The sequence below is a fragment of the Propionimicrobium lymphophilum DSM 4903 genome, assembly GCF_000423485.1.
Taxonomy (GTDB): domain Bacteria; phylum Actinomycetota; class Actinomycetes; order Propionibacteriales; family Propionibacteriaceae; genus Propionimicrobium; species Propionimicrobium lymphophilum.
This window is the reverse complement of record NZ_AUIB01000006.1, coordinates 19,903-42,842: the sequence shown is the minus strand read 5'-3', so window position 1 is coordinate 42,842 and position 22,940 is coordinate 19,903. Positions and strand designations below refer to the sequence as shown.

Sequence of the window (22,940 nt, the reverse complement as noted above, 5' to 3'; positions counted from 1 at the left end):
TTCCTAGCAGAAGTTTTCATGTCTAAGCAAGAGTACGAAGAGCTCACCGGCGTGCTGAGGAAAAAGAAAAACATAATCCTGCAAGGCGCTCCGGGGGTAGGGAAAACTTTCATCGCGAAGCGTCTCGCCTATTCAATGATGGGCGTGAAAGATATAGCGCGCGTGAAGATGGTGCAGTTCCATCAGAGCTACTCCTACGAAGACTTCGTCGAAGGGTTCCGCCCGTCGGAGAACGGTTTCGAGCTAACCAGAGGAGCCTTTTACCGATTCTGCAAGGTAGCTGAAGCTGACTCTGAAAATGACTACTTCTTCATTATCGACGAGATAAACCGCGGCAATCTCTCGAAGATTTTCGGCGAATTGTTCATGCTCATAGAAAACGATAAACGCGGCCCAAAAAATAAGCTCGAGCTACTTTATTCGCGCGAACTGTTTTCTGTGCCAAGCAACCTATACATAATCGGCATGATGAACACTGCAGACCGATCGCTGGCGATGCTCGACTACGCGCTGCGCCGCAGATTCGCGTTCTTCGAGATGAAGCCGGGATTCCAGACCGAGGGATTCGTCAGTTACCTTGACACGTTAGCCTGCCCGAAACTTAACAACTTGGTGGGCTGCGTCGCCCAGCTAAACGAGACCATCGCTAGCGACGACGCCTTAGGTGAAGGATTCCGTATCGGCCACAGTTATTTCTGCGGCTTCAGCGAGACGCCCTCAGATCAAAAGCTGTCTTCGATAGTCGAATACGAGCTGATCCCAATGCTCAAAGAGTATTGGTTCGACGATAAATCGAAGACCTCCGAATGGGCTGGGAAACTGCGTAACGCAATCAAATGATTCGAATTCAGAACATCTATTACATGCTTGCGTACGCCTTCAAGGTGCTACACAAACAGGGATATCGTGACGTTGCGACAGAAGAGTTCAGCAACGTGGCAGAACTCTGCGCGGCGATCCTCACGCACGGTATATCCACTCAGCTAAAACGCGGACTGGGCAGGGAATATATAGAGCAAACGGAACCGATATCTTCACTTCGCGGAAAAATAGGGCTCGGCGAATCGATTAAAACTCGTTCCATTACGCGCAGACAGTTGGTGTGTAGCTACGACAATTTTTCAGTGGATACGCAGATGAACAGAATTCTTAAAGCCACCTGTTTGTTGCTTATCCGCTCGGATATTTCAAAGGCATTAGAGAGGAAAATTAAGCGGCTTCTGCCCTATTTCGCAGAAGTGAAAAATATCGATTTATCCAATACCGCATGGCGGTTCCGATACGACAGGAATAACCAAACCTATAGGATGCTCATTAATGTTTGCTGGCTCGTCTGGAATGGCCTCTTACAAACCCAGTCGGACGGCACCGTGCGGATGATGGATTTCCTTGACGAGCAACGGCTGCACAGCCTGTACGAAAAATTCATCCTGGAGTATTTCCGCCAGGAGCATCCTCAACTCAGCGCGGCGGCTCCCCACATTCCGTGGAGCCTTGACGACAATTTTGATTACATGCTGCCCACGATGAAAAGTGATGTGGTTCTTTCATCTGGGAATGTTTCGCTGATTATCGACGCGAAATATTATTCGAAAACCACTCAAGAACAATTCGACCGCAAAAGCATCCACTCGGGCAATCTGTACCAAATATTTACCTACACGAAAAACATGCAGGCAGATTTAGGAGACAACCAACGAGTCGCAGGATTACTTCTATATGCACGAACTGACGAAGACGCCCAGCCCGATGTGACGTACAAGATGAGTGGTAACGAAATCAGCGTGAAAACACTGAACTTAGACTGCCCCTTCGATTCGATCAGAAAGCAGCTAGACGAAATAGCACTATCTCTATCCCTGAAGATTTGATCAGTGCTCCACCAACGTGGCTTAAAGGCACAAAAGCGTTCTTCTTGGCTTTCTCTTCCGGTTTCTATTGCCGCCCTTTTACAACATCAAAGGTCCGCTATTCGACGACGATTAATTTGTCTTCCCCGGAGCCAGAAGAATAATCCGGATTGCTGAGCATCGTATCCTGAAGGGTCCTTTTAAGCTTGTCGCAGCATGGCTTGAATGAAAAGAAGGTCAAGCCACCGCCAATCGCGCCTCCCACTAAAGGAATAGCTTTTTTAAAGAATCCCGCAAAGATCTGCTTGGTCATATTAACGCCAAACCACTTCGAGACACTTTTAACAATTGGATAAATCGTCCCTTTAGTCAAAGCCTTTTTGAGAAGCTGCTTTTCAACTCCACTAGCCAAGGCTCTAGCCACCGATCTAATAGCATTATTTGCCCCAGCAACCCCGTACATTACGCCCATGCAGAGAATGAGAGTATTCATAGTCTCAGCGTCAAGGATTTCTCCATTACAGTCGATATCTATCTCAGGAAATCCATACAGATACATGAGCTCTTGAGCGGCTCTAAGCATATATCCGTAGTACTGAATAATGTCCGCAGGGATAGTGGCCACCATAGCCGCGCCACCAGGAGTTCCAAGTACGGCAGAAATACCTGAAACCTGAATTCGCTCAAATTTTATGACTGCATCGGCGACTTCATCGACAACTCCAGAAGGCACTTTTGCCTTTGCCGGATTTGTTTCTACAACCAAATCGACATTTTCTTCTGAAAGTTTGTTTTTAAATTCTTTACGAAGAAATTTTTCCCTATCGATACGAACGCCAGGAGTTCTCAAACCAAGAATAATTACATCTTCGATATCGATCTGACCGTTACCATTTTGATCTAATTTATCGATTAAGGCCTTTTCCGCTCCTCGCACCGTGTCGACTGTCTTTCCAGCAGCAGAACCAACACCAGTTGCTACGGAAGTAGCTTTTTTACCGAACTTATTGGCCAGATTGAGAAAATCTGCTTTCGCCTTCTTCGCTTTTCCGCTGTCTTCCTTGACCATCATTACCTCTGCTTCAGCATCCAGTGATTGCTGCTACTAAGTCGCCTATCGGACTTTCTAAAACGAAAGAGTGTCACCTGCCGAATGGCTTCATAGCAACTATGTATCTGTAACAAGAATCTACAAGTATCTTTAAAAGACAGCGCCGCTCGGCACACAATCCGAGCGGTGCTACCTTATTTAAAAATTTAGAGTTTTTTACTCCCACTCAATCGTTGCATGGCACGTTTTGATGTAGTCAGCGGGGCAGGAGAGCTGGAATTCCCTCTACTCTCCCATCTCGAAAACCCTGTAGTCACCCTGTAGTCAACGGTGACTACACGCTCTGTAGTCACCTGGGGAGAGTATTTTCACCCGACCGAAGAGTGACACGTCTGACCTGCGGAAACGCAGTTCGGTTGCGCGCAACTGACTACATGGGCGAAAGAAGCGCCGACGGGGCGGGGTGCTCCCCGACCGAAGAGTGACAAATTCCGAGTGAAGAGTGACAGCCCTGAGCTGGGGAAATGTTGATCTGGACTTAGCAAGTGACTACATGCGTCAATACCGACTATGCAGACTGACCCGAAAACCTCGATCCCCACGCCGCAATTCGTCCCTGCAGCTCTGTGATAGAGACATCTTTTAGCTGCCGTTTCACATGGGTTTGATCTAATGTGTAGAGCATCAGCAAGACGCATTGCGCACAGCTTCTTTTGTCTTCGTAACTGGATCGCTCAAATCTATCGGAGGGGTTCATTGTGCTCACCCTGTCCTTTAGATGGCTCTCATCATTCAGCATTAGACGGTACATGGCGTTTTTTATATAGGGAAGATGCGGTCCAAGTCGACTGGCGAGGTCTTGATCTCTAAAGAGCTCCTCCACTCCTATTCCGTAGTTGAATGTGCCATAGCCCTCAACGATTCTTCTCAGGATGTTGCCGATGACATACGACTCGTCCAAATCCTCCGTCGTCGAGTTTGCGAAACGATAGGCCCTATTCAGGAGGGCTGCATACTCCGTTCCCTTAGTGACGGCTTCGGTGGCTGTACCAACAAGCTTGCGAGTGTTAAAGGCGAAGCTCTTCGACATCGTAAGCATGCGTATGTCTTCAAACACCTTCTGCAGGTCATGCGTAACACTGGAGTCATGCGTGAATACCGTAATTTTGCTCTCATCGTTTGACTGAAGGATGCATTTTGCTCGCTCACGAATGAGCGAGCAGACACCAACCCTGTTCTCCATGTCGAAGCTCGATATCGGGTCGTCGAGAACAACATATTGAGGGTCGTCGTCAGCATGACCTTGTTCCTTGCCCTCTCCACCTTCCGTAAAGAAATAGCAAAGCGCCAGGACATTCCTCTCGCCAGTCGAAATATTGTCCGGGGCAACTGACTGTCCATGGGACAGCACTTTGTATTGTTCGCCATCCAGTACGAGCTTGAACCTGTCGGAATCGAAGTACACATTCGCGAGATACGAGTTGATGACGTCAACTGCAATGTCGATTTGCTTTAATGCCGCTTCTTGTTGCTGCTTTTCCGATAGAAGCCGCCTGTGCTCTGCCAGCTTTTCTCTCTTAGCATCCCTAGACTTTGCGAGGTCGCCTTCCGCCGCACGCCAGGACTCGATGTCCTGGCATGCGTCAGTTCGACTTATCTCATCGTTAAGCCTCAAGAGGTCCTTCTCTAAGGTATTTCTATCTTTGATGGCACCGTTGATAGATTCGATTTCGGAGTTTACGCTCTCGACCGCAACCTCGAGCTTTTTCAGCGCCGCATCCAAGCCCAATACACCTGCGGTTTGAGCCGTATAGATGTTTGCCTTGCGGAGCTCAATGCGCGAATTGTATTCGTTTACAAGACGATTTGCCTCACGAAGGGCATCTTTCAAGTCGGCTTTCGCTGATTCGGTGACCTGGTCTGGAATATCGACAGTCTCGACTAGGCGAGGGAGAGACGCTTTCGAGAGTTCGGCCCTGAATTCCTCAACGGCTTTATTAAGAACCTTGTGGATGCTTGCAACGATTGATTCTTTGTGCTCCCGAGAAACCTCCTGCTGGCACATCGGGCATATGTGTGTGCCTTCCGATGAAAAGACGCTTACGGCGGTATCGACAATAGTCTGGTTGTCGTTCTTCACTAGCTCGAGAATTCTCTGCTCTCGTTCAGAAAGTTCCGGATTGTCAATCTGTCTGCTGAGTAGCTCCGTTAGATAGCCCTCATCGTATGGTGCGATGTCGATGGAAGGAACGGGGCTAATCTCGTCTTGCCCAGCTGCCCTGGCTTTCTCAAAGATGCTGAGCCTGACTTCAAACCTCTGCCCTAGCGTCTCCCGATTTTCGTCTGTTTTGGCGTTTTGTACATCTATCCAAGAATTTTTGCCAAGGTTGGGTTTCGTTCCAGTAATTTTCTGACGGCGTTCTGCCCAGCCCGCGCTTTTGACGCTCTCTTTTGCCTTCTTCTCTAATTCATAGACCGAATTTGATCCATTTTCGAGTTCTGCGATTTTGCTGTCTAACGCTTCAATTTCTGCTTTTACATCGCTGATACTTTTCTCGGTTTCCTCAATAGCATCGGCTGCCGCTACTTGTTTCCCCAGCATCACAATTGAATCAAGGCCATCACCTTTGATTCGGGTCTTTAACTCGACGTAGTCCTCGTCGAACACCCTTATACCGGCTCGTTCGTTATTAGCAAGGGACAACGCACCATTGTCCTCGTCATAGAGATAGCCATCGGATTCTCCTCGGCTAATCGCTGCAATCTCTCGGGCAATTGTAGATTTGCCCGAACCGTTATGGCCGAAAATTATGGAAGCGCGAACCGACTTGGGACTATCTCCTCCACCCTGCAAGCTTCCAAAGAGATTGATGTCATGTCCAGAATTAAAAGCTCCGCTACATACATGCACGCCAAGTATTGAGGGTATTTTGCTTGTCATTCGAGCTCCCTTCTTTTCCAGCTAGAACATGTGCGCATTTCACACAACATGGGTTTTGCGACTCCTGCTTTCTATTATAAAAAACCACTACTTATACCGAGTCGCGGAAGCGATGAGCGATAGGTAACCGAGTCGTTTTTTCGACCAGTCATGACTTAGCGAGCTTTAGCGTTACCTAACGCCCCGCGTGGCTTTGCGCACCCGCCTCCCATCAGGTATCTCTCTGCTTGTCCCGTCGAATAGACGAGACTCCTTGGGCCTCGTTGCAACCCGAGGGCACCAGATGCGAGACGAGAGGACGGGTAGGCCATCCCATGAAAGACGAAATCCTCCAGATGCCTCGAGACACGTTCCCGGCACACACCGGAATATCGGATAATGATGCCGAAAGCCGCGAGAATGCCGGGGCGGGGATACGGGAATCTGCCGCCTCCTCGACATCCGAAGTAAACGACCTGCCTGACGGTCTCATGGACGTGCCACAGGTCGCGGACTACTCGCGCGTATCGAAGACGTCGGTCTACAAGCTCATCGAACGGCAGAAGATCCCCGCCATAAGGATCGGAAGACTACTGAAAAGCGATACTGCTATTGGCCAATCAATCACGCCTGTTCTTACCGGTGTAATCATCAATGTCATTCACGGTAAGACGAAGCAAATCGCCCTCTGCGATTCCTCGCTTCAGTCCCATGTCTTTTCTGAGTTGCATAAGGATCTTTTCCATTCCGAACAACAAGTCATTAGGGTCGCTAAGCCCCCTTGAAGAGGCAACCCGCCAGTTCCCCCAAGCCTTAATCGCTTTGGAAGGGCCCCAAAGGGTCAGCTCTTTCGTGAACTGGTTGAATAGATTAATCAACTCTTCTTGAGTGAATTCCTTGCCCGTTTTGGTCTGGGACTGAAAGTCGTAGAACATTGAAATGAGCTGCATGTATGGCTTTTCACGATGCATTCGCAAGTACTCGTTGCGCTTCATGACGTTGCTCGCAACATTACCAGAAACGTACGTAATTACGGATACCGTTGCGGTTATTAGCGCGACTACAATCGCAGAGTCCAGAGTCGAAAGAGATGCAAAGAAGGCTGCGACTCCAGGGCCGGCGAGATTAATCAGAACTGCAGTTCCACATGCAACGATAAGCACAATCAAAAGCAGGGCCAGTGGCCCTTTAGTTATCGGCCATAACTGAGAATTCCTGTTTTTCTCTTCATTAAGAGAGCCCATCTGGCCGCTCCCACTCATATTGCCGCTCCTAGTATCTTCCCCGCGGTCTGGCAGCACTGCGCGAGCTCAATGCCGGCTGCATAGGGATTCTTCTTCGCATACTTGCTCCACAGCGCGAGCATCGTTTTGTCAGTTGCGACCTCGTCGAGGACTTCCTGCCACCGCGTCATCATCTCCGTGCTCCCGCGCTTGGCGCATGTACGTTTGAGTGCTTCCCGCAACGTGGGGATGTCGCAGCTGTCACCCCTGGTTCGCCAGAGCAGCTGTATGTCGTAGAAGTCGCGCGGGCGGGTGTTGGCTACGCCTCGCGAGACGGCGGTCTCGAGCTTCTCGGCGAGCACCGTCTCGAGTGGATAGGACATCAGGCTGACGCTTCCCCCGTCGAACAGGAGCGGGTAGTCGTAGACGATGGCGCCGGGCGTGATGCTGTCGCCCGTGGTAACGTCGATTTTGAGAGGCACCGCCATGGGCGGATACATCGCCTTGAGGAGCACGCGTATGCCCGGGTAGTCGTCGGCCTCCCTGATATCCTCGGTGCGGTCGAACTCGAAGGTCCAACCATCGTCGACGCTGACAGCCGCCACCTCGCGGAAAACCTTCTCGGCGGATTCATGCGTCAGCGTGAAGCCGGTGACCGTCGTGTCGAGGTCCATCGTGGTCCTGGACGCCACACCCACGAGGGAGGAGATGAGCATGCCACCCTTGATGACGACGTTGTCGCGCCATTTGGATTTTGAGAGGCGCTCGAGGAGCCTCTCGAAGAGGTAGCTCTGCATAAGGGCCTGCGCGGGGATGCCCGCTTCCTTCGCTCTGGCGTTGATGCGCGCCTTGAGCTGCATCGCGTTCTTGGTCTTCACAGCAGCACCTCCAGGTAGTTGCGGATTTTGGTCTCAACTCCGAGGTTGCGAGCATAGGAAACTAGTTTTATGGGATCCCGTCCCTTTTTCTTCACGTAGGATTGCATCGCCGGAACCACCAGCTGGGAGTCAGGCGTGCCCTGGCCGCGAACGATGTCGCAGAGCGTCCTCTCGACGTCATACGCCCTGACTTTGTTGCCGTATTCCGTCTGGATATCGCAGAGACCGAGGTCTAGGACGTCGTCGGCGCAGGTGCGGCATGCGATGCCGGCTGCCTTGGCCGCAGTCGCGTTGTAGCTCCTGGGGAAGGTCATCGTCAGTGCGAAGGGCGCGCGGTCGGTCATACCGTGGAGGAAGAGCGCTGTGTCGTCCGAGAAAATGCCGCGCGAGAAGCGGTGCTGAGCTATGTAGAGGGGGTCCTCCCACACGTCGGGAAGCGCATAGAGACCACGGTCCACCTGGACGAGCTCACCGGCGCGCACGGCTTCTGTGAGCTTGCGTCTGGGAATTCCGGCGTCCGTCACCTGAGCGCTGGTGATGTAGCCGTTGCAGTTCGTGGCTATGTCCAACAGAGCGTCCGTCTCTTCTCCCCTCACATGCGTACTAACGCGCTTAATATTATCTAATATTCAGCACAAATGTACAACTGGTAAGTGAGAAGCAGTAAGTCACGCTCACATCGCTGCATGAAGAGCATTTCCGCAGGTTAACGCTCATGAAATAGCCCCGATATCCGAAAATTTCGACGCTTTCTCGCGTTTGTCACTCCTCAAAAGTCCCGGTGGCTTTGTCCAAGAGAGGGCACTGGTTGCTAGCCACCGCGACTAGACGTGCAGGATGAGACTAGATGAAATGGGCTATTTCCCTATTCCCACTCGATCGTCGCCGGGGGCTTGCTCGTCACGTCTAGCACCACTCGGTTGATCTGGCGGCACTCGTTGGTGATTCGGGTGCTGATGCGCTCCAGCAGGTCGAACGGCAGGCGCGACCAGTCCGCGGTCATGGCATCCTCGCTCGAAACCGGACGAAGGACGATCGGGTGCCCGTAGGTGCGGCCGTCGCCCTGAACACCAACCGAGCGGACGTCCGCCAGCAGCACGACGGGCATCTGCCAGACCTCGCGGTCCAAGCCAGCCTTGGTGAGTTCCTCGCGGGCGATCGCGTCGGCATCGCGCAGAATGTCGAGACGCTCGCGGGTCACCTCGCCGATAATACGGATCGAAAGGCCTGGGCCTGGGAACGGCTGACGCCAAACGATCTCGTCGGGCAGCCCTAGCTTCGTTCCGACCGCGCGGACCTCGTCCTTGAACAGATCGCGCAGCGGCTCAATCAGGGTAAACTGCAAGTCGTCGGGCAAACCGCCAACGTTGTGGTGGCTCTTAATGTTCGCAGCACCGTCACCGCCGCCGGACTCGACGACGTCAGGATAAAGCGTGCCCTGAACAAGGAAATCGACGCCCTTGCTACCAGCAATCTGGCGGGCGGCGTCCTCGAAGCTGCGGATAAACTCGCGGCCAACAGCCTTACGTTTAGTCTCTGGGTCGGTGACACCGGATAGAGCATTAAGGAAGCGGTCGGTCTCGTCGACGGCAACCAGGTCCACACCAGTTGAGGCAACGTAGTCCTTCTTCACCTGCTCGGCCTCGCCCTTGCGAAGCAAGCCGTGATCGACGAACACACAAGTCAGCTGCGAACCGATAGCCTTCTGAACCAGCGCTGCAGCAACCGCGGAGTCGACGCCACCGGACAAGCCACAAAGAACCTTTTTGTCACCAACCAGCTCGCGGATCTTCGCGACCTGCTCGTCAACAAAGTTCGCGCTGGTCCAGGTCTTGGAGCAGCCAGCAATGTCGTAAAGGAAGTTCTCGATGACCTTCTGGCCCTGCTCGCTGTGGGCAACCTCAGGGTGCCACTGGACGGCGGCGAAGCCGCGCTCGGCATCCTCAAAAGCCGCAACGGGCGCGCCGTCTGAAGTGGCGAGAGCCTCGAAACCCTGTGGAGCGGAATAGACGGCGTCACCGTGGCTCATCCAAACCTTCGGCTCGGTTGCCAAGCTAGCCAGCAGCTTGCCCTGCTCCTTTACGGTCACACAAGTGCGGCCAAATTCGCTGGTTCCGGTCTGACGAACCTCGCCGCCCAACGACGAAGCCATCACCTGAGCACCGTAGCAGATGCCCAACACCGGGATGCCCAGATTGAAAATGCCCTTATCCAGCTGCGGTGCGCCGTCGGCGTAAACCGACTGCGGACCACCCGAAAGAATGATCGCCTTCGGCTCCTCGGCAGCAACCTCGTCAGCAGTGATGGAATTGCGGACGATCTTCGAATAAACCTGCGCCTCGCGCACTCGCCTAGCGATCAGCTGGGCGTACTGGGCGCCGAAATCGACGACCAAAACAACGTCATGCCTCATAGTCTCTTCCTCATTTCGTTGCCCAGAAAAAATCCCGAGCTGATTGCTAGTTATCGGAGCGCTCAGCGATCTCCGTGTGGTGCCTTACTACCTCGCGAACGATAAAGTTCAACAGCTTCTCGGCGAACGCAGGGTCGAGGTGCGAGTCCTCGGCGAGTCTGCGCAACCGTGCCACCTGCTTCGCCTCACGGTCGGGGTCAGCCGGAGGCAGCTTCATGGCAGCCTTCAGCTCCCCCACCTGCTGGGTGATCTTAAACCGCTCGGCCATCAGGTGAATAACAGCGGCGTCCAGATTGTCAATGCTGTCGCGCATGGCGATCAGCTCAGCAGGCAATTCACTCATCTGGGCTCCTTACAGATTTAGTGGCTGTTAGCTATCACGTCGATCCGCTGGAAGCTCTTGACGTCCGTGTAACCCGTGGTGGCCAAAGCACGACGCAACGCACCAACGACATTCATCGTGCCATCCGGCACCCTGGACGGGCCGTGGATGATCTCCTCAAGCGTTCCGACCTGGTCGAAGTGAACGCGACGGCCACGCGGCAGCGACTCGTGCCAGGCCTCCTGCCCCCAGTGCCAGCCCTTACCTGGCGCCTCAGTGGCGCGGGCAAGCGGCGAACCGATCATGGCTGCGTCGGCACCGCATGCAAAGGCCTTGACGATGTCACCGGAGTGGCCCATGCCACCATCTGCGATCACGTGCACGTAGCGACCACCAGACTCGTCCATGTAATCGCGACGGGCCTCCGTCACCTCGGCGATAGCGCTAGCCATCGGAACCTGGATGCCCAAAACCTGCTTGTTGGCAGAAGCGGCGCCACCGCCAAAACCGACGAGAACACCGGCGGCACCGGTGCGCATCAGGTGCAGGGCCGTCTTGTAGCTGGCGCAGCCACCAACGATGACGGGAACGTCCAGCTCGTAAATGAACTTGCGCAGATCCAGCGGCTCCGAAGCGGAGCAGACGTGCTCCGCACTAACAGCCGTGCCACGAATGACGAAGAAATCGGCGCCGGAATTCTGCACCGCGTCGGCGTACTCACGGGCATTGCGCGGGCTGAGCGAGCCGGCAACCGGCACATCAGCCGCACGGATCTCGCGCATGCGCTCGACGATAAGTTCGCTCTTGATCGGCTCAGAATAAAGCTCCTGCATACGCTTGGTAGCCGTCAACTGATCCTTGATCTCGGCGAGCTCATCGAACAACGGCTGCGGATCCTCGTAGCGCGTCCACAGGCCCTCGAGGTTGATGGCGCCAAGGCCACCCAACTTGCCGAACTCTATGGCGAGCTTCGGGCTCATCACCGAATCCATCGGAGCCGCAATAAGCGGGAAATCGAAATTCAGTGCGTCGATCTGCCAGCGCAGATCAACAGTCTCGATGCCTCGCGTGCGCCTGCTCGGCACAACCGCGATGTCGTCCAACGAGTAAGAGCGCCTGGCCCTCTTGCTGCCGCCAATATCAATCATTTCTACCTACCTGTGACTCGAGTAGTTCGGGGCTTCAACAGTCATCTGGATGTCGTGCGGGTGCGATTCGCGAAGGCCAGCAGAGGTGATGCGTACGAAACGACCATTCTCCTGCAGCTGCGGGATAGTAGAGGCGCCCGAATAGAACATCGACTGGTGCAGGCCGCCAACGATCTGGTAGACCACCTGGCCGAGCGGGCCACGGTAAGCAACCTGGCCCTCAATACCCTCGGGAATGATCTTGTCGTTACTCGTGACGTCCGCCTGGAAGTATCGGTCCTTCGAGTAGCTCATGTGCTTGCCGCGAGTGGCCATCGCACCGAGGCTGCCCATGCCACGGTATTCCTTGAACTGCTTACCATTGATGAAGACGAGCTCGCCCGGGCTCTCGTCGCAACCGGCAAGCATAGAACCGAGCATCACGGTGTCAGCGCCGGCAACGATTGCCTTGGCGATATCGCCGGAGTACTGCAGGCCGCCGTCACCGATGATCGGAACACCAGCAGGCTTAGCAGCGCGAGCGGATTCATAAATAGCGGTGATCTGAGGAACACCGACGCCCGCAACAACGCGGGTGGTGCAGATCGAGCCAGGGCCAATGCCAACCTTAATGCCGTCGACGCCGGCCTCAACCAACGCCTTAGAAGCCTCGTAGGTGGCCACGTTACCGCCGATAATGTCAACGCCCTTAGCAGCCGGCTCCTTCTTCAGACGCTTGATCATCTCGATCTCAGCGGTGGAGTGGCCGTGCGCAGTGTCGACGACGATCAGGTCGACGCCCGCATCAACGAGCGCCATTGCGCGCTCCCAGGCGTCGCCGAGAATGCCGATACCTGCACCGACGCGCAACCTGCCCTGGGCGTCCTTTGCGGCCATCGGGTACTGGTCGGTCTTGACGAAGTCTTTAAGAGTTATCAGACCGGTCAGTTTGTTGTTAGCGTCGACCAGCGGGAGCTTCTCAATCTTGTGCTTAGCCAGAAGAGCCAAAGCGTCCTCGCGGCTGGTGCCACGGTCTGCGGTAACCAGCGGCATCTTCGTCATGACCTCGCTGACCGGGCGCGAAAGATCGTGCTCAAAACGCATATCACGGTTAGTGATGATGCCGACCAGCGTCATGTCCTTATCGACAACCGGGATACCGCTGATCTTGTAAGTGCCACACAGCTTCTCTGCATCAGCAAGCGTCTGGTCGGGGGTGATGGTGATCGGCTCGTCAATCATTCCGGCCTCGGAACGCTTAACCTGATCGACCATGTGGGCCTGGGCGTCAACGGCAAGGTTCCTATGCAAGATACCGATGCCACCCTCGCGAGCCATAGCGATTGCCATGCGCTCCTCGGTAACCGTGTCCATTGCCGCACTCAATAACGGCACATTCAACGTGATGTTTTTACTGACCTTGCTGGCGGTATTCACCTCGCTGGGGATCACATCCGACATGCGCGGCTGCAGCAGCACGTCATCAAAAGTTAAACCCAATACTTGGAACATCTTCGGCACGCCGGCCTCGGTAAGTTCAGACACTTGGCACCTTCCCGTTTACGCTTGATATTGATGTAAGTCTATAACGTTCCGGGCAGGTCTCACATTCCACCCTATTCGGATAGTTACGATGCCGGATACGGTTTGCGCATGCCCGCGTAGACCTTGCCGAGGACGAGGTCGTCACCGAGCAATTTCGACACCGTCACCAGGCGATAGCCCATCTTCTCCAGCTTCTCTATGAGAGCGGGAACGGCCTTAACTGTTGGCTCGTGAATGTCGTGCATCAGAATAATTCCGCCGGGATACGCACCATCGAGAGCATTCTTCGTCATGATGTCCACGTCACGGTTCTGCCAATCAAGGGTGTCGACGCTCCACAGCACAAAGCTCATATTTTGTCTCGGCGTGTAATCGTTAAAAGAGCCGTAGGGCGGACGAGCAAGTTTGGGCGCTACGCCCGCTGCACGCTGAATCTCCGCCGAAGTCGTGTCGAGCTGCCAGGCGGCAGAAGCAGGCCCCACCTTTACGAAATCAGGGTGGTTAAAAGAATGGTTGGCAACCTCATGCCCCTCGTCGACCATCCTCTTCACGGTGTCTTCGTTTCCCGCGATACTGTTACCCACCAAGAAAAAGGTGACCTTTGCATCCGTCTTTTTTAGATCATCTAATAGCTTTTCTGTGAATTTGCCGGGGCCGTCGTCGAAAGTCAGCGCGATGCACTTTTCGATCGAACAGTCTGCCTCGCTGCGCACTGGAGTGGATGTTACGGAAGGCGTCGGCGTGACCTCTGCGGCAGACTGAGACATGGCTACCGCCTGCGCCGGCTCGGGACGAGTAGACGCGGGATTTTGAGCACAGCCGCCAAGCAACAGAGCGCCGGCAATTATTGCTACGTGGAACCTTCGCATTATCCCCCTTCAGGACGCCACGGCAGGCGGACAATCAGATTCTAAGTTGCGCGGCTACCGCAGACGAAAGACAAATTGTAACCTTAGAGAAGAGGATAAATTTCCTGGACGAGTAAAGGGCTGAGAGTTTCGTCGTCGAGGTTAGACATGTCGTTCCAGCGAACTTCGGATATTTCGGCGTGCGGGCCGGTCGTTTCAGGAATGGGATCTGGCCACACGAAACAGTTTGCTACTACGCTAAATCCTGGCTCGTTTGCGGCCTGGGCCGTATGTTTACCGAGGGAAACTAAACGGTCGGGGTCTAGCTCCAGGCCGAGCTCTTCGCGGACCTCGCGCACGGCACATTGACGCGCGTCCTCCCCCGGCTCTGGCTTGCCACCGGGATTCATCCACATCTTCGTCCCACGTTTGCGGACGAGTAGCACTTCCCCAGACTTATTACGCAAAACGACCGCACTCACATGTACTTCAGGCACAAGGAGATTTAACCATTTATTGCGTCAGTTTTGGTCCGACAACGAGCCAAAATTGACTCAATGCCTAGGCATTTGGGTCGAAGCGCAAGATATCGCCCGGCTGGCAGTCCAGGGCCTCGCAAATTTTATCCAATGTGCTCAAGCGGATCGCTTTTGCCCGGCCATTTTTAAGGATCGATAGGTTTGCAGGAGTGATACCGATCATTTTGGCCAGCTCAGCCACCCCAACCCTGCGCTTGGCCATTACGACTGATAAGTCAACAATAATCATTAGATCACTCCGGCAAGCTCGTCGTTCATCTCTGTCGCCTGGTTTAGCAGCTGAAGCATTACCCACATCAGCGCGGCAGCCAGCCAGCAGCAACCCCAAAGCGCAAGCAGCATCAAGAACATGCCAGGCTGCTGTTGGCCGGTGCCAAAGCCAGTTATCAAAATGATTACAAAACACGCCAAGCCCGCGACCAGCAGAGACCAGATAACCATCCAAACGTAAGCCCTAGACCTGGGCTCGAAGATTTTCTTCGCACTAACAAAATCAAGCAAACGCCAGATGCCAACCAAAACCACGAGACCGCAAGCCGCAACCGCGCACGCAAAGAACCTGTAGGGTGTCACGAGCCAGGAATACTCGGGATATTCGCTAGCGATTTCTGGGCCAACGACAGCAACAGTGAGGGCAGTAACACCCACACCACCCAACGCAGCACAGACAATTCCGATACGCAGAAAAAACCTTATGACGAAGCCGCCCGATGTGTTATTCGAAAAATTCATAAGACAATAGCACCACGATCACATCGTTTAACAATATGTTTTTATCGATAAACAATCAGTTAGATTGGTGGCTACCTAGAACAAAACTTCGCACTTGCCTGACTTTTTGCGGTAAACCCTCAGAGCTTATTGCGTCAGTTTTGGTTCGACAGCGTGCCAAAACTGACGCAATGCCTAGGTTCTGCACTTTGGGCACGGGTGAGCCTCGCTTCTAATTCCGTATCTACCTAGAACTTGGTTCACCTGAAAGGCAACCTCGCACGGGCGGTAATTTACGTCGTCCCAGCCATAACGCAAGGTAACCGCACCCATAACAGCGTGGTAATTATCTCGCTCCATATCCCTGAACCTGCCGCCGCCAACATGCCCAGCTCTGCCATCAAGCTCAACGAACACCCCGCCATAATCGACGTCAGTTTGAAACCTGCCCCTGCTTTGGCGTCTCCCCTTGGGCAGGCCATGTGCCTTCTCGACGTCAATGTAATACTTCTTCTCAAGGACGCTTTGAATGCCTTGTTTGTAGTCGCCGACTATTTGAGACACAAGCTTCCTGTGCTTATAACGACTTCTAGCTTCGAGTGCGTTGCTAACATCATCAGGTCGTAGCCATCTAATCTTGTAGCAAGCCTGGCTAATCCAGTAGGCAGCTTTTTCGGGCTGAGCATCACATACGTCGAGAATCACCTCTTGAGGAGCTGCAACGGGCAAATCCCCGTGCGCTTTCGGCAACGTCCGTCGACGCTCGAAGCGCCAAGGTCCTTGAATCTTTTGTGTCCTTTTATTTGGAGGCACTAAAACATCGATTATTTCCGGAGCCTTATCAGCGATACCCCACCCATATGCTCCGGCAAGCCCAGTCAACATGGACCCAACGCCACCAACCAATATGCCTGCCCATGCCATCGCTCGCCAAGAAGGTTCTGCGACTCCAACGAAATAAATACCGGAAACGATACTTCGCCACTGTTCGTCACGAATCAATCGCTTTACTGTGCTAGCCGGCATAGACAGACCAACGGCTTGAGACCTAGAGATGACCCCATCTTGAAGAGAAATAAGTCGTTTTACAGAGGGAGAAAACTTGTATTTTTGGTGCACCCAGCCATCTTGCCGACGCAAAAATGACGTACTGGGACTTATTCACAGGCAAAATTAATTTATTGCGTCAGTTTTGGTCCGACAATGAGCCAAAACTGACGCAACAAACAATTTGGCCCCGGCTCGTCTTGAACCGGGGCCAAATTTTAGAGATTTTTACTTCTCTTCGTCTTCTTCCTTGGCCGTAACCACGAGAGTCTCGGTGGTCAGGATCAGGCTGGCGATCGAAGCGGCGTTAGCCAGAGCGGAGCGGGTGACCTTGACCGGGTCAATAACGCCCTGGTTCATCAGGTTGCCGTAGGTGTCGTTAGCGGCGTTGTAGCCCTCTTCCTCACCCATCTCGGAAACCTTGCTGACGATAACGTAGCCCGGCTTGCCGCCGTTCTCAGCGATCCAGCGCAGCGGCTCGGCAATTGCCTTCTGCAAGATTGCGACGCCGTGCTTCTCGTCGTTATCGGCGACCTCTAGGTTATCGAGCGACGCAGCGGCGTGCACCAGAGCTGCGCCACCGCCAGCGACGATGCCTTCCTCGATAGCTGCACGAGTAGCCGAAACGGCATCCTCGATGCGGTGCTTCTTCTCGTTGAGCTCAACCTCAGTTGCGGCGCCAACGCGAATGACACAAACGCCACCGGCGAGCTTAGCGATACGCTCGGCCAGCTTCTCGCGGTCCCACTCGGAATCGCTGTTAGCCGACTCAGCCTGCAGCTGAGCAACGCGAGCCTTCACGGCCTCTGCATCGCCAGCGCCGTCGACGATCGTGGTGCTGTCCTTGTCGACAACAACGCGACGTGCACGGCCGAGAACCTCGAGACCAACCTGGTCAAGCTTCAGGCCAACCTCGGACGAGACAACCTCGCCACCGGTCAGCACGGCCATGTCCTGCAGCATTGCCTTGCGACGATCGCCGAAGGCCGGGGCCTTGACTGCGACCGAGTTGAAGGTGCCGCGGATCTTGTTAACAACCAGGGTGCTCAGAGCTTCACCGTCGACGTCTTCGGCGATAACAACCAGAGAGCCGTTAGCGGCGATGACCTTCTCCAGCAGCGGCAGCAGATCGTTCATCGAGGAGATCTTGCCCTGGTGCAGCAGGATGTACGGGTCTTCGAGGACGGACTCCATGCGGTCCTGGTCAGTCACGAAGTAAGGCGAGATGTAGCCCTTGTCGAACTGCATGCCCTCGGTGAAATCGAGCTCGGTGCCGAAGGTCTGGGATTCCTCGACGGTGATCACGCCGTCCTTGCCGACCTTCTCGAAGGCCTGGGCGATGATGTCGCCGATTTCCTTGTCGCGGGAGCTGATGGTGGCAACCGAAGCCATGTCGTCGACCTTGTCAACCTGCTTGGCGACGCCGTGCAGGTGGTCGATGACGGCCTTGGCGGCCTTCTCAATACCGCGCTTCAGGCCAACCGGGCTGATGCCAGCGGCAACAGCGCGCAGGCCCTCGTTAACCATGGCCTGAGCCAAGACGGTGGCGGTGGTAGTGCCGTCGCCAGCGACGTCGTTGGTCTTGGTGGCGACTTCCTTGGTCAGCTGGGCGCCGAGGTTCTCGTACGGATCCTCCAGCTCAACTTCCTTGGCGACGGAAACACCGTCGTTGGTAATGGTCGGAGCGCCGAACTTCTTGTCGAGAACGACGTAGCGACCCTTGGGGCCGAGCGTCACCTTGACGGTGTTGGCTAGCGTGTCAACACCGCGCTCGAGGGCGCGCCTGGCCTCCTCGTCAAAAATAAGTTCCTTAGCCATAACTGCCTCTTCTAAAAAAGATTTACTTCTCTACGACCGCGAGGATGTCGCGGGTGTTCAGCAGCAGGTAGTCAGCGCCGTCGTAGTGAACCTCGGTGCCGCCGTACTTGCTGAAGATAACGACGTCGCCTTCCTTGACGTCCATAGCAATGCGCTCACCCTTGTCGTCGATGCGGCCTGGGCCAGTAGCAACGACCTTGCCTTCCTGCGGCTTTTCCTTGGCGCTGTCCGGGATGACCAGGCCAGAGGCGGTGGTGGTTTCGGCTTCCATTGGCTGTACGAGGACGCGGTCCTCAAGCGGCTTGATCGTGGTTGCCACGATTGCCCCTTTCTCTATAGATTCTCAAATCAATTGTCTTGTTGTTCTTGAGACGCCGTCGCGGTGCCGCCTCAAGGATTAGCACCCGCTATCAACGAGTGCTAAAACAACCCTAGCCATCCATTGGCACTCGCACAACTCGAGTGCCAGTTTCTTTTATTCTCATAGCCTCTTGACAGCTTTCGCAACGAATGCAGTCGCCAAACGTGAATAATTTATGCTGGAGCTAGGAATTAAGAAGGGGAAACAAATGAGCAATTACCCGGCCCAACCCAACTACCAAAACATTCCCAACCACCAGCAGGGGAACATCAGCTATCAGCAGCCTTACAGCGCACCGCAGGCCAATCCGGCGGATTCCGTCGGGTCATGGATGCTGGCTCTGCTGCTGACCGGCATCCCGATCGTCGGGTTCATCTACCTTCTCGTGGTGGCTTTCGGCGGCTCCGCCTCCATCTCGAAGCAAAACTGGGCGCGCGCAGCATTTATCTGGCAACTGATCGCTATTGGCATCATGCTCCTGTTCATGCTTTTCGCCGCCCTGGGCATGTTCGGCACTGCCCAGTCTCTGCGCTAAAGCTTGCAGGCGAAGACGAAGTCGTCGTCGGTCATTGCGCCTAACTGGAAGGTTTTGACGCCGACGTTGTCGAAACCGTTCTTTGCATAGAACTTCCCTGCCCGGTGGTTGTGCTGGCTGGTGTTCAGCCACAGCACATCTGCACCGCGGGTGCGGGCTTCTTCTTTGGCGCGCTCAATTATTCGAGCCGCCAGCCCGCTCCTATGCAGGTGTTTGGCGACGTAGCATTTGGAAATGTAGGCGGGCTTGTTTGCCTTGACCCCGAAGCTTGGGTCCGGCTTCGCTGCCTCGCCGAACCACATGAGGATGTAGCCGGTTATCTCGTCATCTTCGGCGACGATGACGAGGGTGTCGGGGTCGGTTAGATACTTTTCGAAGTCTGCTACGCGCAGGTTCGCGTCAATGTAAGCCTGAATGTCCTCCGCCACCGCAAAGTCTGGGCACGCGAGCGGAAATGTTGATTTAGCGAACTCGCTAACTCGTTTCGCGTCGCTAGGTTTTGCTAAACGGATTGAAGATTCATCGGCTGCGCTCATACTTCGATCTTATTTCTGGATTGCCTCCACACAACTTGTGACCAAAACGAAAAAAATGCCACCCGGGTTCCGGGTGGCATTTCAAGGGTTGGAAAATTTACTTTAGCAGGCCCTCGAGCTCACCGAGCATTGCTTCGATTTCGGCCTCGCGACGTTCGATCGGAGCAAACTCGCCACCCTCTCAGTCTGTAAACATGCCGAAGTGAACCTCTGCGCGAGCCTGCGGCATGGAGAAGTTGACGACGATTTGTCGCCACTGCTGAACAGCACGAATGCCAAATTAGACGCAGATTCCGCGCAGGATCATGTTCGAATACGCCTGACTTCCAGCGGGAGTTAGGTGAATGCCGTCGTCAGCCAAATATTCGGGATGGTTCTTAGTCAAAGAAAACCAATCCAACAATCCGACGTTCGGATGCGATGAAACGTAGCTCCTCAGGGCATCGTTGCTGGGATCCTGATGTGCCTGCGGAACCCGAAGCGTCAGAAAGTAGACCGGCAGACCGTTCGCGGAATCAACCAAACCTTGAAGCAGATCGTCGTCAAAGATCGGGCCATTGGTGCCCAATGCGTACACGACGACTTTGCCAGGGCTACCGTTCGCAACCGCCTGCTGGTAAACAGCGGGTCCCTCGAAGACGCTGCGGCTGACCTTTCCGTCCACGTACGAGTTCGGCAGCACCTCCTGCAGTTGGGGCTGGGCACCGAGCAAGACGGAATCGCCGACGAGGGTAACCGGGGTCTGGCATGTTCCTGTGGCCGAATCGATCTTCCAATCGGACGCGTCAAGCCCGCTAGGCACCTGAGCAGCTACCGGCTTGGGCGCAACCTCTGTAGGTGTCGGGATGGGAGTGGGGGTTGGGGTTGCGGCGAGTTCCGGCCGCAGCTCGATTGCCCTCTTCTCGGCCGCGCCCTTCCAGTCGATGCTGACGAAAGCGAATGCGAGCGTCAGCAAAGCGCAAACCACAATTGCAGAGATCCTGGCGGTGTCGATTGATTTTGGTTTCTTAAACATGCCCTTGGGCCTCTCGATGAGCTGATAGAGCAACTCAGCTGCAACCAAGATGATCGCCGCGTGCAGCACTCGTTCTGGGATGCCGATGTCCGTTGTCCGGGTTGCTGGATTAAACATCAGCAAGATTGGGAAATGAACCAGATAGAGGGCGAACGAACGAGTGCCTAGGTAGCTTAGAGGTTCGAATGAGAGCGCCTTAGCAAACCACGTGTTCGGACTCAGGCAGGCCCACATTGCCACTGCCGAGACCAAAGCGAATAGCAGGTATCCTCCGTGCGGCAGCCACGACGCAGCGCCGTCGACGAGGAAGAAGGCCGCGATCAAAATGGCGACGGCGAGCAGACCCAGCATCGAGCGAAGCAAACCAGAGACCTTGCTGGACGCCAAATCTATCTTGTTAGCCTCCCTAACCTCGACTTTTCTGCACTGCCGGGGACCGATGATCGTCGCTAAGGTCACACCTACGAGGAACTCCCCCGCCCGCGTGTCCAGGCCGTAGTAGATGCGGCTGGTGGCGTCTTGGCCGGTAAGGTTGAGGCCAAACATAACAGCAAGCGAAGCGACCACCAGAGCCGAGCTGACTAATAGCCAGCCCCGCCTGCTCTTAACCCAATGCCTTGCCACGGCGAAGATCAGAGACCACACAACGAAGGCCTGCATAATCAGGCTGACGTACCAGAGATGCTTCAGCGGAGAAGGCAACCCAGCGTTGTCGAAATACGAGACTTCGCGGAGTATGTAAGACCAGTTGCTGAAGAAGAATGCGCTAGGCGCCACATCCGATTGCGCCTTCGGCAGCAAAGAAGGCGAGACCAGCCACGAGCCAATCATCGTTAAGACGATCAGCACCAGAATGCTCGGCCAGATACGCTTCAGCCTTTTCCAAACGTACTCAAGCCAGCTGAAGGTTTTGTCTGCACGAAGCAGCGTCCTCATCGCGAAGTAGCCGGAGAGGACGAAGAAAATCGTGACGCCAATGAAGCCACCGCTCAAAGTAGCGGGACGCGTATGGAATAGGATGACGCCAATGATCGCGAGCGCGCGCAACCCGTCCACCGCACCGGACCTGCCGGTAACCGCGTTGGCTTGTTTTAGATTTTTGAAAAACTTAAACGTTGAATCTGAATTCAACGATATCCCCGTCCTGCATTACGTAGTCTTTGCCCTCCAGACGCATCTTTCCGGCAGCCTTAACCTCTTGCTCACTACCTAGCGCAACTAGATCGTCGTAGCTCATGACTTCGGCCTTAATGAAGCCCTTCTGGAAGTCGGTGTGGATGACGCCAGCGGCCTCAGGTGCGGTTGCGCCCTTGTGGATGGTCCAGGCGTGCGCTTCCTTAGGCCCTGCGGTCAAGTAGCTTTGCAAGCCAAGAGTGTCGTAACCAACGCGAGCCAGCTTGTCGAGACCCGGCTCCTCAACGCCGGACTCAGCCAAGAACTCACGACCCTCTTCCGGGCTCATCTCCACCAGTTCGGATTCGAACTTGGCATCTAGGAAGATGGCCTCGGCGGGTGAAACGATATCGGCGAGCTTAGATTTCAGCTCCTCGTTGCCGAGTTCGTCTTGGTCGAGGTTGAAAACGTAAATGTAGGGTTTCGCGGTCAGCAGAAACAGCTCGCGAAGTGGTTCAGGGTCGAGATCTGACTGGAAGATGCCCTTGCCCTCGGATAGGATCTCGTACGCCTTCTGCCAGGCATCGTATTTGGGGCGCATCTCCTTTTTGATGCGCGCTTCCTTCTCGAGCTTGGGCATCGCCTTCTCCATTGTTTGGATGTCGGCGAGGATCAGCTCGGTGCGGATTGTGTCGATGTCGTTACCCGGGTTTACTTTGCCATCGACGTGGGTGACGTCCGGATCCTCGAAGACCCTGGTCACCTGGCAGATCGCATCCGCCTCGCGAATATTGGCGAGGAACTCGTTCCCCATGCCCTCGCCCGTAGACGCACCGCGGACGATACCCGCGATGTCAACGAAACTAACTGTGGCGGGGATCGTCTTCTGCGATCCGTAGATTTCGGCCAGTTTGTCCAGCCTCGGGTCTGGGACGCCTACCACACCGACGTTGGGCTCGATTGTCGCGAACGGGTAGTTCGCAGCCAGGACGTCGTTGCGGGTAAGAGCGTTAAAAAGGGTCGATTTGCCAGCGTTCGGCAAGCCCACGATTCCGATAGTTAGTGCCACGGCGCACAAGTCTAGCCGA

Annotated in this window: 22 protein-coding genes and 1 pseudogene; 4 read left to right on the top strand and 19 right to left on the bottom strand. The window is 54.7% G+C overall.

Annotated features, from left to right (window positions below):
* Positions 1 to 18 precede the first annotated feature (18 nt).
* Together G556_RS11600 and mcrC are read left to right on the top strand one after the other, a co-directional pair.
* On the top strand, positions 19 to 840 hold the full coding sequence (locus G556_RS11600; protein ID WP_211219435.1) for an AAA family ATPase: 822 nt from the start codon (positions 19 to 21) through the stop codon (positions 838 to 840).
* On the top strand, positions 837 to 1,871 hold the full coding sequence (gene mcrC / locus G556_RS0104275; RefSeq protein WP_028821890.1) for a 5-methylcytosine-specific restriction endonuclease system specificity protein McrC: 1,035 nt from the start codon (positions 837 to 839) through the stop codon (positions 1,869 to 1,871). The genes G556_RS11600 and mcrC overlap by 4 nt, the downstream gene beginning before the upstream one ends.
* A gap of 97 nt (positions 1,872 to 1,968) precedes the next feature.
* On the opposite strand, the gene G556_RS0104270 is transcribed toward mcrC, so the two are convergent.
* Positions 1,969 to 2,922, bottom strand: a complete 954-nt coding sequence (locus G556_RS0104270) for a hypothetical protein (protein WP_211219434.1) — start codon at positions 2,920 to 2,922, stop codon at positions 1,969 to 1,971.
* 547 nt (positions 2,923 to 3,469) lie between these two features.
* Positions 3,470 to 5,842, bottom strand: a complete 2,373-nt coding sequence (locus G556_RS0104265) for an AAA family ATPase (protein WP_028821888.1) — start codon at positions 5,840 to 5,842, stop codon at positions 3,470 to 3,472.
* A 314-nt stretch (positions 5,843 to 6,156) separates the two neighbouring features.
* Between G556_RS0104265 and G556_RS11840 the strand changes: the two are divergent.
* Positions 6,157 to 6,399 (top strand): annotated as a pseudogene (locus tag G556_RS11840) (helix-turn-helix domain-containing protein); the annotation flags it as partial.
* Positions 6,400 to 6,441: 42 nt separating this feature from the next.
* Here the strand turns inward: G556_RS11840 and G556_RS0104260 are convergent.
* The 14 genes from G556_RS0104260 to groES form a co-directional block, all read right to left on the bottom strand.
* Positions 6,442 to 7,083 (bottom strand): hypothetical protein, encoded by a 642-nt coding sequence (locus tag G556_RS0104260; RefSeq protein ID WP_028821887.1) that lies wholly within the window; start codon positions 7,081 to 7,083, stop codon positions 6,442 to 6,444.
* Positions 7,080 to 7,922: a nucleotidyl transferase AbiEii/AbiGii toxin family protein gene (locus G556_RS0104255; protein ID WP_028821886.1), complete on the bottom strand. Its 843-nt coding sequence runs from the start codon at positions 7,920 to 7,922 to the stop codon at positions 7,080 to 7,082. The genes G556_RS0104260 and G556_RS0104255 overlap by 4 nt, the downstream gene beginning before the upstream one ends.
* Complete coding sequence (locus G556_RS0104250) at positions 7,919 to 8,491, bottom strand: type IV toxin-antitoxin system AbiEi family antitoxin domain-containing protein (protein WP_233418181.1); 573 nt, start codon at positions 8,489 to 8,491, stop codon at positions 7,919 to 7,921. The genes G556_RS0104255 and G556_RS0104250 overlap by 4 nt, the downstream gene beginning before the upstream one ends.
* Before the next feature lie 296 nt (positions 8,492 to 8,787).
* Positions 8,788 to 10,335 carry a glutamine-hydrolyzing GMP synthase gene (gene guaA / locus G556_RS0104245; RefSeq protein WP_028821884.1) on the bottom strand — a complete coding sequence of 516 codons (1,548 nt, stop codon included), beginning with the start codon at positions 10,333 to 10,335 and terminating at the stop codon, positions 8,788 to 8,790.
* Positions 10,336 to 10,381: 46 nt separating this feature from the next.
* Entirely contained in the window at positions 10,382 to 10,678 is a 297-nt protein-coding gene (locus G556_RS0104240) for a chorismate mutase (RefSeq protein ID WP_028821883.1), read from the bottom strand.
* A gap of 17 nt (positions 10,679 to 10,695) precedes the next feature.
* On the bottom strand, positions 10,696 to 11,805 hold the full coding sequence (locus G556_RS0104235; RefSeq protein WP_028821882.1) for a GuaB3 family IMP dehydrogenase-related protein: 1,110 nt from the start codon (positions 11,803 to 11,805) through the stop codon (positions 10,696 to 10,698).
* Positions 11,806 to 11,811: 6 nt separating this feature from the next.
* The gene (gene guaB / locus G556_RS0104230; RefSeq protein WP_036916003.1) at positions 11,812 to 13,296 is read right to left on the bottom strand and encodes an IMP dehydrogenase; all 1,485 of its coding nucleotides are present in this window, start codon (positions 13,294 to 13,296) and stop codon (positions 11,812 to 11,814) included.
* A 116-nt stretch (positions 13,297 to 13,412) separates the two neighbouring features.
* Complete coding sequence (locus G556_RS10215; protein WP_051176667.1) at positions 13,413 to 14,198, bottom strand: polysaccharide deacetylase family protein; 786 nt, start codon at positions 14,196 to 14,198, stop codon at positions 13,413 to 13,415.
* Positions 14,199 to 14,281: 83 nt separating this feature from the next.
* Positions 14,282 to 14,659, bottom strand: coding sequence for an NUDIX hydrolase (locus tag G556_RS0104220; RefSeq protein WP_233418180.1), 378 nt, complete (start codon positions 14,657 to 14,659; stop codon positions 14,282 to 14,284).
* 79 nt (positions 14,660 to 14,738) lie between these two features.
* Positions 14,739 to 14,918 (bottom strand): helix-turn-helix domain-containing protein, encoded by a 180-nt coding sequence (locus G556_RS0104215; RefSeq protein WP_233418179.1) that lies wholly within the window; start codon positions 14,916 to 14,918, stop codon positions 14,739 to 14,741.
* A 26-nt stretch (positions 14,919 to 14,944) separates the two neighbouring features.
* A complete protein-coding gene (locus G556_RS0104210) occupies positions 14,945 to 15,448 on the bottom strand; it encodes a DUF2975 domain-containing protein (RefSeq protein WP_028821878.1) in 504 nt (167 codons plus the stop codon).
* Between the two features lie 174 nt (positions 15,449 to 15,622).
* Entirely contained in the window at positions 15,623 to 16,453 is an 831-nt protein-coding gene (locus G556_RS11030) for a putative endonuclease domain-containing protein (RefSeq protein WP_162139751.1), read from the bottom strand.
* A gap of 249 nt (positions 16,454 to 16,702) precedes the next feature.
* The gene (gene groL / locus G556_RS0104200) at positions 16,703 to 18,292 is read right to left on the bottom strand and encodes a chaperonin GroEL (RefSeq protein WP_028821876.1); all 1,590 of its coding nucleotides are present in this window, start codon (positions 18,290 to 18,292) and stop codon (positions 16,703 to 16,705) included.
* Between the two features lie 22 nt (positions 18,293 to 18,314).
* Positions 18,315 to 18,611 (bottom strand): co-chaperone GroES, encoded by a 297-nt coding sequence (groES, locus tag G556_RS0104195; RefSeq protein ID WP_016455418.1) that lies wholly within the window; start codon positions 18,609 to 18,611, stop codon positions 18,315 to 18,317.
* A 250-nt stretch (positions 18,612 to 18,861) separates the two neighbouring features.
* Here groES and G556_RS11595 point away from each other — a divergent pair, with 250 nt between their 5' ends.
* Complete coding sequence (locus tag G556_RS11595; RefSeq protein ID WP_211219433.1) at positions 18,862 to 19,188, top strand: hypothetical protein; 327 nt, start codon at positions 18,862 to 18,864, stop codon at positions 19,186 to 19,188.
* Here G556_RS11595 and G556_RS0104185 read toward each other — a convergent pair.
* The 3 genes from G556_RS0104185 to ychF all read right to left on the bottom strand — a co-directional run bounded on the left by G556_RS0104185 (position 19,185) and on the right by ychF (position 22,921).
* Positions 19,185 to 19,724 (bottom strand): GNAT family N-acetyltransferase, encoded by a 540-nt coding sequence (locus G556_RS0104185; RefSeq protein ID WP_028821875.1) that lies wholly within the window; start codon positions 19,722 to 19,724, stop codon positions 19,185 to 19,187. The two genes, G556_RS11595 and G556_RS0104185, sit on opposite strands and share 4 nt — an antisense overlap.
* A gap of 280 nt (positions 19,725 to 20,004) precedes the next feature.
* Entirely contained in the window at positions 20,005 to 21,870 is a 1,866-nt protein-coding gene (locus tag G556_RS0104180; RefSeq protein ID WP_162139750.1) for an acyltransferase family protein, read from the bottom strand.
* The gene (ychF, locus tag G556_RS0104175; protein ID WP_028821873.1) at positions 21,848 to 22,921 is read right to left on the bottom strand and encodes a redox-regulated ATPase YchF; all 1,074 of its coding nucleotides are present in this window, start codon (positions 22,919 to 22,921) and stop codon (positions 21,848 to 21,850) included. The genes G556_RS0104180 and ychF overlap by 23 nt, the downstream gene beginning before the upstream one ends.
* Positions 22,922 to 22,940: the final 19 nt, after the last annotated feature.